Origin of the sequence: Pedobacter sp. UC225_65, from assembly GCF_042698365.1 — a bacterium.
GTDB lineage: Bacteria > Bacteroidota > Bacteroidia > Sphingobacteriales > Sphingobacteriaceae > Pedobacter.
Window position 1 is genome coordinate 4,197,825 of record NZ_CP170550.1, and the last position, 13,196, is coordinate 4,211,020.

The window sequence follows — 13,196 nt, forward strand, 5'->3', positions numbered from 1 at the left end:
ACTGCAAAGTCGGAGTCTATTCCTGTTTATAAACATTTCATCTTGTTTGGTTGGTGATTTGTTTGAAGGCAAACCAAACTAATAGTTTATTCTTAAACTAAATTAAATTTAGTCCCTTGGCAAATAAAGTCGACCAAAGAGTAAATTTTGCACGTAGTAAGCACATCATTGATTATCCAGATTTTTTGGATGTGCAGTTGCAATCATTTAGAGAATTTTTTCAGATCGAAACTACTTCAGATAACCGTCATACAGAAGGTTTATTTAAGGTGTTTGCTGAAAATTTCCCAATCACTGATTCTAGAAACATCTTTGTTTTAGAATTTTTAGATTATTTTATTGACCCACCGCGTTATGACATTCCAGAATGTATTGATCGTGGGTTAACTTATAGTGTTCCGTTAAAAGCAAAGCTGAAGCTTTCTTGTAACGATGCAGAACACGAGGATTTTGAAACCATCATTCAGGATGTATACTTAGGAACCATACCATATATGACTCCAAAAGGTACTTTCGTGATCAACGGTGCAGAACGTGTAATTGTTTCTCAATTGCACAGGTCTCCAGGGGTGTTCTTCGGCCAAAGCCGTCACACTAACGGAACCAAATTGTACTCTGCTCGTGTGATTCCTTTCAAAGGTTCTTGGATCGAGTTTGCTACAGACGTTAACAACGTAATGTATGCTTACATCGACCGTAAGAAAAAATTCCCGGTAACCACCTTATTGCGTGCAATTGGTTACGATTCTGATAAAGACATCTTAGAACTGTTTGATCTTGCCGACGAAGTAAAAGTTAGCAAATCTGGTTTAAAGAAATATATCGGGCGTAAACTGGCTGCTAGAGTTTTAAGAAAATGGGTTGAAGATTTTGTAGACGAGGATACAGGTGAAGTTGTTTCTATAGATCGTAACGAAGTTATCTTAGATAGGGATACCGTTCTAGAAGACGACCATATCGATATGATGATCGATGCAGGTGTTAAAACTATTATCTTATCTAAAGATGATGGTGCATCTCAAGCTGATTATACTATTATATACAATACTTTACAAAAAGATACCTCAAACTCTGAAAAAGAGGCTGTGGAGAACATCTATCGTGCTTTGCGTAATGCAGAACCACCTGATGAGGAAACTGCAAGAGGTATCATTGAGCGTTTATTCTTCTCAGATAAACGTTATGACTTAGGTGATGTAGGTAGATACCGTATCAACCGTAAGTTAAAAATGGATACTCCTGATCATGTAAAGGTTTTAACCAAAGCAGATATTATTGCCATTGTTAAATACCTGATCAAATTGATCAACTCTAAAGAAGAAGTGGATGATATTGATCACTTGTCAAACCGTCGTGTACGTACGGTAGGTGAGCAATTGTACGCACAATTCGGTGTTGGTTTAGCGCGTATGGCTAGAACAATCCGTGAGCGTATGAACATTCGCGACAATGAGGTGTTTACCCCAACTGATTTGATCAATGCCCGTACTTTATCGTCGGTGATCAACTCGTTCTTTGGTACCAACCAGTTGTCACAGTTCATGGATCAAACCAATCCTTTGGCAGAGATTACACACAAACGTCGTTTGTCAGCTTTAGGCCCAGGTGGTTTATCACGTGAGCGTGCTGGTTTCGAGGTTCGTGACGTTCACTATACGCACTACGGTCGTTTGTGTACCATCGAAACTCCAGAGGGACCAAACATTGGTTTGATTTCGTCACTTTGTGTACATGCTAAGATCAACAATTTAGGTTTCATCGAAACTCCATATAAAATTGTTGAGAATGGTATCGTAGCCATGGATAAAGACGTAATCTATCTATCTGCAGAAGATGAGGATGGTAAAACCATTGCTCAAGCTAATGCGGCTTATGATGATAAAGGTAACTTTACTACACCACGTGTGAAAGCACGTTACGAAGGTGACTTCCCGATCATCGAGCCTGAGAAATTAGACTTGATGGATATTGCGCCAAATCAGATCACATCAATCGCTGCTTCTTTGATTCCTTTCTTAGAGCATGATGATGCGAACAGGGCGTTGATGGGATCGAACATGCAACGTCAGGCTGTACCATTGTTACGTCCTGAGGCACCAATTGTAGGTACAGGTTTGGAAGGTCGCGTTGCTCGTGACTCAAGAACTTTGATCAATGCAGAAGGTGATGGTGTTGTAGAATATGTAGATGCTAACGAAATCACTATTAAATATGTACGTAACGATGGAGATCGTTTGGTTTCATTTGAAGGTGATAGCAAAACTTATAAATTAACCAAGTTCAAAAAAACCAACCAGAATACCTGTATCAACTTGAAGCCAATTGTTAAAAAAGGCGAAAAAGTAAGCAAAGGTCAAGTATTGTGCGAAGGTTATGCAACTGAAAACGGTGAATTGGCATTAGGAAGAAACTTAAAAGTAGCTTTCATGCCTTGGCAAGGATACAACTTTGAGGATGCGATCGTTGATCAACGAACGTATTGTTAGAGACGATATCTTTACCTCTTTACACATCGAAGAGTTTGAATTGGAAGTACGTGATACCAAACGTGGAGAAGAGGAATTGACACCAGATATCCCTAACGTTTCTGAAGAAGCGACTAAAGATTTGGACGAAAACGGTATCATCCGCATCGGAGCTGAAGTAAAAGAAGGCGATATCCTGATTGGTAAGATTACGCCAAAAGGCGAGTCTGATCCTTCACCAGAAGAGAAATTGCTTCGTGCGATCTTCGGTGATAAAGCAGGTGATGTTAAAGATGCTTCATTAAAAACTCCACCTTCAATCAAAGGTGTGGTAATTGATACTAAATTATTCTCAAGAGCTAAGAAAACGACTAAAGCAGAAGAAAAATCAGCAATTGAGAAATTAGATAAGAAATATAATTTAGCTACAGAGAACCTTAAAAACGAATTGGTTGATAAATTGTTCCAGATCGTAAACGGTAAAACATCGCAAGGTGTATTCAACGTTTACAAGGAAATGTTGATCGCTAAAGGAGCTAAGTTTACACAAAAGATATTGGCAGACCTAGAGTATGCACATATCAATCCATACAAATGGACAACTGATGATGATAAAAACGATCAAGATCAAGTTGTTGTTACACAATTATGGTATCCGTGTAAACGAAGAATTAGGTGCTTACAAACGTGATAAATTTGCAATTAGTGTTGGTGATGAGTTGCCATCAGGAATTGTTCAAATGGCGAAAGTTTATGTAGCTAAGAAACGTAAATTAAAAGTAGGTGATAAGATGGCGGGTCGTCACGGTAACAAGGGTATTGTTGCCCGTATCGTACGTGATGAAGATATGCCATTCTTAGAAGACGGAACACCAGTTGATATCGTATTGAACCCATTGGGTGTACCTTCACGTATGAACTTGGGCCAGTACTACGAAACCGTATTGGCATGGGCCGGTAAAGAATTGGGTGTTAAATTTGCAACTCCGATCTTTGATGGTGCTAAGCATGATGAGGTGGAAGAGTGGATCGCTAAGGCAGGTGTACCAGCTTCTGGTAGAACTTACTTACACAATGGTTTAACAGGCGAGAAATTTGATGAACCGACTACAGTAGGTATTATCTACATGCTGAAACTAGGTCACATGGTTGATGATAAGATGCACGCCCGTTCTATCGGACCATACTCATTAATTACACAACAACCATTGGGTGGTAAAGCCCAGTTCGGTGGTCAGCGTTTTGGTGAGATGGAGGTTTGGGCATTAGAGGCATTTGGTGCAGCTAATATCCTTCAAGATCTTAACAGTTAAATCTGATGATGTAATTGGAAGAGCCAAAACCTACGAAGCCATTGTTAAAGGCGAAAACCTACCAACTCCAGGTGTACCAGAATCATTCAATGTATTGGTACATGAGCTACGCGGTTTAGGTTTAGATATTACGTTAGACTAAAGTATAAAGTTAAAAGTTGAAAGTAAGCCATCACGGCACTTTCAACTTTTTTAAACTTTAAACTTTTAACTCAAAAAAGCTATGTCTTACAAAAAGGATAATAAATTAAAAAGCAATTTCACCTCGATTACCATTAGCTTGGCGTCGCCTGAGAATATCTTGGAGCGTTCAAGTGGTGAGGTGTTAAAACCTGAGACGATCAATTATCGTACGTACAAACCAGAACGTGATGGTTTGTTCTGCGAGCGTATTTTTGGTCCGGTAAAAGATTACGAATGTCATTGCGGTAAATACAAACGTATCCGTTATAAAGGAATTGTTTGCGACCGTTGTGGTGTGGAGGTAACTGAGAAAAAAGTACGTAGAGAGCGTATGGGACACATCAACTTGGTGGTTCCTGTAGCGCATATCTGGTATTTCCGTTCATTGCCAAACAAAATCGGATACCTCCTAGGTTTACCTACCAAAAGACTGGATTTGATCATTTACTACGAACGTTATGTAGTAATCCAAGCTGGTTTAATGGCAGAACAAGGCATCCAGTACATGGATTTCTTGACTGAAGAAGAGTATTTAGATATTTTAGATAAATTACCTAAAGAAAACCAATACCTAGACGATAAAGACCCTAATAAATTCGTTGCCAAAATGGGTGCCGAAGCATTAGAAGATTTATTGAAACGTATTGATTTAGATACTTTATCATATAACTTACGTCACCAAGCTGCAAACGAAACTTCTCAACAACGTAAAAATGAGGCTTTAAAACGTCTTCAAGTTGTAGAAGCTTTCCGTGGTGCTAAAACACGTATCGAGAATAACCCAGAGTGGATCATGATCAAGATCGTTCCAGTTATTCCACCAGAATTACGTCCATTAGTGCCTTTAGAAGGTGGTCGTTTTGCAACTTCAGATTTGAACGATTTATATCGTCGTGTAATTATCCGTAACAACCGTTTAAAACGTTTGATCGAGATCAAAGCACCAGAAGTTATTTTACGTAACGAGAAACGTATGTTACAGGAAGCTGTAGATTCGTTGTTCGATAACTCTCGTAAAGTAAATGCTGTTAAAACTGAAGGTAACCGTGCCTTGAAATCACTTTCAGATATCTTGAAAGGTAAACAAGGTCGTTTCCGTCAAAACTTATTAGGTAAACGTGTGGATTATTCTGCACGTTCGGTAATTGTTGTAGGTCCAAACCTTAAATTACACGAATGTGGTTTACCAAAAGATATGGCTGCCGAACTATTCAAACCATTTATCATCCGCAAGATGATAGAAAGAGGAATTGTGAAAACAGTTAAATCTGCTAAAAAAATTGTAGATAGAAAAGATCCATTGGTATGGGATATCCTTGAAAACGTATTGAAAGGGCACCCTGTATTGCTTAACCGTGCGCCTACGTTGCACAGATTGGGTATCCAGTCTTTCCAACCTAAATTGGTAGAAGGTAAAGCGATCCAATTACACCCATTGGTTTGTACCGCATTTAACGCGGATTTTGACGGTGACCAGATGGCGGTGCATTTACCGTTAGGTCATGCAGCAATTTTGGAAGCTCAAGTATTGATGCTTGCAGCACACAACATTCTGAACCCTGCAAATGGTACACCAATTACAGTACCTTCTCAGGATATGGTTTTGGGTCTTTATTACATTACTAAAGGCCGTAGAACTGATGCAAGTCGTGTAGTTAAAGGACAAGATGCTTCATTCTATTCTCCAGAAGAAGTTATTATTGCTTACAATGAGAAGAAAATTGATTTACATGCTTTTATCAAAGTAAAAGTTAACGTAAAACAAGAAGACGGAACAATTGTAAACAAATTAACAGAAACTACTGTAGGTAGAGTACTATTTAACCAAATGGTACCAGAAGAAGTAGGTTATATCAACGAACTGTTAACCAAAAAATCTTTAAGAGATATTATTGGTGAAGTGGTAAAAATGACTGGTATGGCCCGTTCGGCAAGATTCTTAGATGACATCAAAGAACTTGGATTTAAAATGGCATTCCAAGGAGGATTATCATTTAACTTACAAGATGTTAATATTCCGGTAGAGAAACATACATTATTAGAACAAGCAGCTGCTGAAGTTGAAGAGGTAAGAAACAACTATAACATGGGTTTCATTACCAACAACGAGCGTTACAACCAAATTATCGATATCTGGACTCGTATCAACAACCGTTTAACTACGTTTGTAATGAACCAATTGTCAAGCGATAACCAAGGTTTCAACTCTGTGTATATGATGCTTGACTCTGGAGCCCGTGGTTCTAAGGAGCAGATTCGTCAGCTGGCAGGTATGCGTGGTTTGATGGCTAAGCCTCAAAAATCAGGTTCTGGTGGTGAGATTATCGAAAACCCGATCTTATCTAACTTTAAAGAAGGATTGTCGGTATTAGAATACTTTATCTCTACCCACGGTGCGCGTAAAGGTTTGGCGGATACAGCGTTAAAAACTGCAGATGCTGGTTACTTGACACGTCGTTTACATGATGTAGCCCAAGATATGATTGTTAATGCTGTAGATTGCGGTACTTTAAGAGGTATGTACACTACTGCTTTAAAAGACAATGAAGATATCGTTGAGCCATTATATGACAGAATTTTAGGTCGTATTTCACTACATGATGTATTTAACCCGTTAGATGGTAAACTATTAGTTGCTGCTGGCGAAGACATCAATGAAGAGATTGCCAAAGCGATCGAAGAATCTCCATTAGAAGGTATTGAAATTCGTTCGGTATTAACTTGCGAAAACAAGAGAGGGGTTTGTTCACTTTGTTACGGACGTAACTTGGCCTCTGGTAAACGTGTTCAAAGAGGTGAGGCTGTTGGTGTAATTGCTGCACAGTCAATCGGTGAGCCGGGTACACAGTTGACATTACGTACGTTCCACGTGGGTGGTACCGCATCAAACATTGCGGCAGAATCTCAGATCAATGCTAAATTTGATGGTGTAATTGAATTTGAAAACTTACGTACAGTACCTACAACTACAGAAGATGGTGTAGTGGAGATTGTATTAGGTCGTTCTGGTGAATTCAAGATTACTGAACCAGGTACAGGTAAGATTATCGTAACCAACAACATCCCTTATGGTGCATTCTTATATGTAAAAGAAGGTGATAAAGTGAGCAAAGGCGATAAGATCTGTTCGTGGGATCCATATAACGCGGTTATTATCTCGGAATTTGCAGGTAAGATCCAGTTTGATGCGATCGTAGAAGGTGTTACTTTCCGTGAAGAATCAGATGAACAAACTGGTCACCGCGAAAAAGTAATTATCGATACACGTGATAAAACTAAAAACCCTGCTATCCAGGTAGTGGATAAAAAAAGGTGAATTGATCAGAAACTATAACATTCCAGTAGGGGCACACATTGCCATTGAGGAAGGTGAAGCAGTTCAAACAGGTCAGATCCTAGTTAAAATACCTCGTGCAACAGGTAAAACTCGAGATATTACGGGTGGTTTACCACGTGTAACCGAGTTGTTCGAAGCACGTAACCCATCTAACCCAGCTGTAGTAACTGAAATTGATGGTGTGGTAACTTTAGGTGGCGTTAAACGTGGTAACCGCGAGATGACGATCGAATCTAAAGATGGAGAAGTTAAAAAATACCTAGTTCCATTGTCTAAACACATCTTGGTACAAGATAACGACTTTGTGAAAGCAGGTATGCCATTATCTGATGGCTCTATCTCTCCAGCCGATATCTTAGCAATCAAAGGCCCTGCGGCTGTACAAGAATACTTAGTAAATGGTATCCAAGAGGTTTACCGTTTGCAAGGTGTGAAAATCAATGATAAACACTTTGAGGTAATTGTACACCAGATGATGCAGAAAGTTCATATCGAGGATCCAGGAGATACACGTTTCTTAGAAAACGACTCTGTAGATCGCTGGGACTTTATGGTGGAGAACGACGAAATCTATGACAAAAAAGTTGTGGTAGAAGCAGGCGATTCAGAAACAGTAAAACCTGGTCAGATTCTTTCTTTACGTAAATTAAGAGACGAAAATTCTCAATTGAAACGTAAAGATTTGAAACAAATTGAAGTACGTGATGCAAAACCTGCAACAGCGAGTTCAATCCTACAAGGTATTACACGTGCATCATTGGGAACTAAGTCATTTATCTCAGCAGCATCATTCCAAGAAACTACTAAAGTATTGAATGAAGCGGCAATTGCAGGTAAACGTGACCATATGTTAGGCTTGAAAGAAAACGTTATTGTTGGTCACTTGATTCCTTCAGGTACTGGCGTACGTGGCTACGAGCGTATCATTGTAGGTTCTCAAGAAGAATACGATAAATTATTAGCTTCTAAACAAGAAGAAGTTGAAGCTTAAATTATCATAACAAGCCTAGCAATAGGATTGTAGATCAAAAAGTCCTCCATGAGTAAAATCTGGAGGACTTTTTTTATTTAATCTATCGAATTTGTTACAATAACACAAACGCTTGCGTAAAGTTACTTCGGGTAAAATCATTTCAACCTAAGGCCTAATTGATTAATTTGGACTTATGAAATATCTACTTTTTATCATTTGCACTTGTATTACGTTAAATTTAAAAGCCCAGGACGTAAGTTTAGCTTTACAAAAGAAGCCCAAATTAGATGATCCCGCTGCATGGACTGGCGTACCTGCCAAATTAAATGTAAGTTTTGCTTCTGCCAATATGCGTTTTGCTAAAGAATTACCTCCAAAGGTAAGCTTACAAAATACTTGGACTACTAAAGCCTGGAAAGGTGAAAAAATACACACCCAATTATTGGTCTGGACAGGGGCTAATTTAAGGACAATAAGGATACAAACTAGTGATTTGAAAGATGGACATGGTAATTTGCTGAAAAAAGAAAACCTGACTACAGGTTTTATCAACTATGTGATGACTGATGAATTTAGAAATGGATGTGGTTACCGTGAAGCAAAGGATTTCGATTCCTCTTACGTTGCTGATCTAATAGATACCAAAGCAAAAGCAATAGCTATACAAAAAAACACAACACAGCCCATTTGGTTAAGTATCAGAGTGCCAGAAAATACAAAACCGGGTAACTATAAAGGCACCATCAAAATTTTGGGTAATGCTGAAGTTACTTTATCCATAAATGTGGAGGTGCTAAATAAAACTTTACCCGCACCCAGTAAATGGCATTATGATTTAGATTTATGGCAACATCCAGCATCAATTGCAAGAGTGCATAATGTGCCTTTATGGAGCAATGCGCATTTTACATTGATGAAAAGTTATTATCAGCTGTTAGCTAGTGCAGGTCAAAAAACCATTACCACAAGTATAGTGAACGAGCCTTGGGGCCATCAAACGTATGATGATTATCCAAGTTTAGTGAAGTGGACAAAGAAAAAGGATGGCAGTTGGGTATATGATTACAGTTTATTTGATAAATATGTATCATTTGTAATGAGTTGTGGAATTGATCAACGAATTAATTGCTACAGCATGGTGCCATGGAAAATTGCCTTTACCTATTTTGATGAAAGCCTACAAAAGGAAACAGTTTTTACCGATGCCATTGGTACGCCAAGTTATAATGCTTTTTGGAAAACAATGCTTACAGATTTTACCAAGCATTTGAAACAAAAAGGCTGGTTCAACAAAACCTATATTGCTATGGACGAAAGACCAATGAAAGCAATGCAAGATGTAATTAAGCTACTAAAATCTGTAAGATCAAAATTGGAAAATCGCTTTGGCTGGAGATTATCATCCAGAAATAGAAAATGATATTGACAATTACTGTATAGCTTCTAAATGGGAATTTCCAGCAAATGTGCTAGAACAACGAAATAAACAAGGTAAAATTAGTACATGGTATACCTGTTGTACGGAACCTTACCCTAATGCCTTTAGCTTTTCATCGCCAGCAGAGCAGGTATGGATGGGATGGTACACTGCTGGTAAAAATATGGACGGTTATTTACGTTGGGCCTATAACAGCTGGACAAAAAATCCATTAACAGATACACGTTTCACCGCTTGGCCTGCTGGAGATACTTACCAGATCTATCCTGGACCATTAAGCTCAGTTCGGTTTGAAAAGTTGATAGAAGGCGCACAGGATTTTGAAAAAATACAGCAGTTGAGATCATTTTATAAAAAAAATAAACAAGCTGAAAAATTAAAGCAATTAAATAAAGCTTTAGCGGGTTTCGAGGATCAAATCTTTAGCAAATATTACAGCCGATGAAATGTTGAATAAAGTAAAATATCTGCTTAATGAATAGTATTTTATGCTGTTAATTTCTATTTTTGAGCATCATGGAAGAACAACAGAACGAAAATCAAATCAACATAGAACTATCTGAAGAAATTGCAGAGGGCATATTCTCTAATTTGGCTATCATTACGCATTCAAATACCGAATTTGTATTAGACTTTATCAGGGTAATGCCAGGTATTCCAAAAGCTAAAGTTAAATCAAGGATTATTTTAACGCCAGAGCATGCCAAACGATTGGTAAATGCAATGGTGGATAATTTAGAAAAATTTGAAGCTGCCAACGGAAGAATTAAAACTCAAGAAGAGCCATCTGGCTTTCCATTGAATTTTGGGGGACCTACTGCGCAAGCTTAGAAGTTAAAAGTAATAAGTTAAAGGTATAAGTTGAAAAGAGTACTTATGCTTTTAACTTATTTTGTATATGGCCAATGACCTCATTGGTCTGATTGGGCTCAAACCAAGTCGTATTTTCATCTCTCCTAAACCAAGTCAACTGACGTTTAGCAAATCTGCGGGTATTTTGTTTGATCATGGCAACAGCCGATGCTAAATCTGATTTACCCTCTAGATAATCGAATAACTCTGAGTAGCCTACTGTATTTAAAGCATTGTATTGTCGATAGGGTAGCAGCTGTTGCACTTCTTGTAATAGACCCGCCTCCATCATTAAATCTACCCTGTGGTTAATGCGTTCGTAAAGTAAGGTACGGTCTGTATTTAAACCTACCTTGATCATATTAAAAGGACGCTCTTTTTTGCTAGCTGTAAGGAAAGAACTGAGCTTTTTGCCTGTAGAAAGCACAACTTCTAGGCCTCTGATCATTCGTTGAGGATTAGATTGGTCTACTTTAGCGTAGTACTCAGGGTCTAGTGCCGCTAATTGCTGACGGATAGATTCAATTCCGGTTGTAGCAAATTGTTGATTTAATTGCTCGCGGATATTTAGGTCAATTTCAGGCAGCTCATCCAGGCCTTTGCATATGGCATCGATGTATAAGCCAGAACCTCCTACCATGATCAAAACATCGTGTTTTTTAAACAGTTCTTCCATTAATTGGAGTGCTGCAGCCTCGAAGTCGCCAGTGCTGAATAATGTTTTTACACTGTGCGAATCTATAAAATGATGTGGTGCCGCTGCTAATTCTTCAGTAGAAGGCTTAGCCGTGCCGATATGCATTTCCTTAAAAAATTGACGGGAATCTGCCGAAATGATCTCTGTTTGATAAAACTGCGCCAGCTCAATAGCTAAAGCAGTTTTACCGATGGCAGTTGGCCCAATTACTACAATTAAAGTTTTTTGTGGCATAGGGCATATTCATTTTATAGCGCTACGATTTTAGATTGGAATGAAACACTAAAATCTTAAGGTCATTTCCTAATAGTCTTCTTCTTTGCTAGTTCCGTAATCCTCGTCTTCGAAATCGTCACCATCTGCAAACTCATCTTTTTCTTCCTCTTCTTCACTATCCTCACCAACTTCTTCAGCGTTAATGCCTCTACCGCCCATTGCTTCAAGTTCTTCTGTATCTTCTGGTACAAAATCCATTTCATTTAAGAAATCAAAATCGCTAGAAGAAGAACTGCTGGTTACCGCAAAGCCACCTGCATTGTTTTTCTCAATGATTTTTGGTGCCTCACCAGTACTTTTAACTAAGAAAGGGTACTCTATATTTGGATCATTTTCCAAGATGATCTTAACCAGTTCTACATGGAAATCAAACGGACGTTCAAAATTATAGATATAATAGAATTTTTGGTGTGGGTCTTCAATAAAACTGCTCAATTTGGCATTCTCCATTAGGGTAACACCATTGTCTATCTTACGTTGGTTCGGCAAAATGGCAATTTCATCACCCTTGATCCAATTGTCTGTACTTACATAAAATGATGATGATTTATCAGCATTGTAGCCAGTTGAGCGGTGTATTGCCCGATGTAAGATCTTCGAAGGTCTGAGTGGTTTTAATGTCGATTTCTCTTACTACGTCGTCAAAATCTTCAAAAGAAATTTTAAATCTATAAATTGCCATTGCGTTATCTGTTTCTGCCTGTAAAATTAAGAAATAAAAAATAATTTTAAGACTGTACTTCTACCTTAATGGGGTTAAATAGATTAAAATTGACCTTTTTGGTTAAATAGTTTCAACCATCTATAATTTGCACGCCCTAACTATTCTTTTGTTTGTTTTTTTCAGCAATAATATTTACTATTGGTTACACACAAAAAACACATACAAATGAAACGTTTACAATTAAAGAAAAGACATTTTCTGATGTCTTATGTAAAGACTATTATCGTCTTGCTGCTCACCGGCTGGTTATTGCCAGCAAATGCACAATTTTCGGGAAATCGAAATGAAATAGATGATTACAACAGTATTTTTTCCATCCTTAATGGAAGAGTTAATACCGCTGGTAATGCAGAAATCACTTATTACACGGGAGACTTTTATCCTGAAATTAAGGGAAAGATCAAATCGATCGGTAATACTGAAGTAACTTATTATACAGGAGATTTCTATCCAGAAATTAAGGGAAAGATGAAATCTTTCGGCAAAACGGAAATCACCTATTATACTGGAGACTTCTATCCGGAAATAAAAGGTAGGATAAAATCTATTGGCAATACTGATATTGTTTACTACACGGGAGATTTTTATCCAGAACTTAAGGGCAAGCTCAAATCAATAGGTAAAACCGATGTGACTTATTACACTGGAGACTTCTACCCAGAAATTAAGGGGAGGCCAAAAACAGTTGGCAAAACGGAGATTACCTATTATACCGGAGACTTTTATCCAGAAATTAAGGGTAAGCTCAAAGCTGTAGGCAATACAGAAATTACCTACTACACTGGCGATTTTTATCCAGAACTGAAAGGCAAAGTAAAATCAGTTAATGGGAGCTTCCCAGAAAGCGTTTTATTTCTTTTTCCCGAACTAGGTATAATTAATTAATTTGTTGAGTAAGGTCTGGATTAAGGTTCAGACCTTTTTTGTTTATAGATAAA

At 38.0% G+C, this 13,196-nt stretch carries 7 protein-coding genes and 2 pseudogenes; 6 read left to right on the top strand and 3 right to left on the bottom strand.

What is annotated here, in order from left to right; all coding sequences use genetic code 11:
* Positions 1-116 precede the first annotated feature (116 nt).
* From rpoB to ACFJIZ_RS22155, 5 genes and pseudogenes are all read left to right on the top strand, one after another.
* Positions 117-3,920 (top strand): annotated as a pseudogene (gene rpoB, locus ACFJIZ_RS22135) (DNA-directed RNA polymerase subunit beta).
* Positions 3,921-4,001: 81 nt separating this feature from the next.
* Positions 4,002-8,289: pseudogene (rpoC, locus tag ACFJIZ_RS22140) on the top strand (DNA-directed RNA polymerase subunit beta').
* 175 nt (positions 8,290-8,464) lie between these two features.
* Complete coding sequence (locus ACFJIZ_RS22145) at positions 8,465-9,691, top strand: glycoside hydrolase domain-containing protein (protein WP_379089211.1); 1,227 nt, start codon at positions 8,465-8,467, stop codon at positions 9,689-9,691.
* The gene (locus ACFJIZ_RS22150) at positions 9,657-10,154 is read left to right on the top strand and encodes a DUF4091 domain-containing protein (protein ID WP_379089214.1); all 498 of its coding nucleotides are present in this window, start codon (positions 9,657-9,659) and stop codon (positions 10,152-10,154) included. The genes ACFJIZ_RS22145 and ACFJIZ_RS22150 overlap by 35 nt, the downstream gene beginning before the upstream one ends.
* Before the next feature lie 71 nt (positions 10,155-10,225).
* A complete protein-coding gene (locus ACFJIZ_RS22155) occupies positions 10,226-10,540 on the top strand; it encodes a DUF3467 domain-containing protein (protein WP_379089217.1) in 315 nt (104 codons plus the stop codon).
* Positions 10,541-10,583: 43 nt separating this feature from the next.
* On the opposite strand, the gene miaA is transcribed toward ACFJIZ_RS22155, so the two are convergent.
* The 3 genes from miaA to ACFJIZ_RS22170 form a co-directional block, all read right to left on the bottom strand.
* Positions 10,584-11,492: a tRNA (adenosine(37)-N6)-dimethylallyltransferase MiaA gene (gene miaA, locus ACFJIZ_RS22160; RefSeq protein WP_379089219.1), complete on the bottom strand. Its 909-nt coding sequence runs from the start codon at positions 11,490-11,492 to the stop codon at positions 10,584-10,586.
* A gap of 69 nt (positions 11,493-11,561) precedes the next feature.
* Entirely contained in the window at positions 11,562-12,128 is a 567-nt protein-coding gene (locus ACFJIZ_RS22165; RefSeq protein WP_379094181.1) for a hypothetical protein, read from the bottom strand.
* Positions 12,085-12,216, bottom strand: coding sequence for a hypothetical protein (locus tag ACFJIZ_RS22170; RefSeq protein WP_379089221.1), 132 nt, complete (start codon positions 12,214-12,216; stop codon positions 12,085-12,087). The genes ACFJIZ_RS22165 and ACFJIZ_RS22170 overlap by 44 nt, the downstream gene beginning before the upstream one ends.
* A 207-nt stretch (positions 12,217-12,423) precedes the next feature.
* On the opposite strand from ACFJIZ_RS22170, the gene ACFJIZ_RS22175 reads away from it, so the two are divergent.
* Positions 12,424-13,143: a hypothetical protein gene (locus tag ACFJIZ_RS22175; RefSeq protein ID WP_379089223.1), complete on the top strand. Its 720-nt coding sequence runs from the start codon at positions 12,424-12,426 to the stop codon at positions 13,141-13,143.
* Positions 13,144-13,196 lie beyond the last annotated feature (53 nt).

Coding starts and splice junctions, on each gene's coding strand:
- ACFJIZ_RS22155 (WP_379089217.1), top strand. CDS start 10,226: ATGGAAGAACAACAGAACGAAAATCAAATCAACATAGAACTATCTGAA.
- ACFJIZ_RS22175 (WP_379089223.1), top strand. CDS start 12,424: ATGAAACGTTTACAATTAAAGAAAAGACATTTTCTGATGTCTTATGTA.
- ACFJIZ_RS22170 (WP_379089221.1), bottom strand. CDS start 12,216: ATGGCAATTTATAGATTTAAAATTTCTTTTGAAGATTTTGACGACGTA.
- ACFJIZ_RS22145 (WP_379089211.1), top strand. CDS start 8,465: ATGAAATATCTACTTTTTATCATTTGCACTTGTATTACGTTAAATTTA.
- miaA (WP_379089219.1), bottom strand. CDS start 11,492: ATGCCACAAAAAACTTTAATTGTAGTAATTGGGCCAACTGCCATCGGT.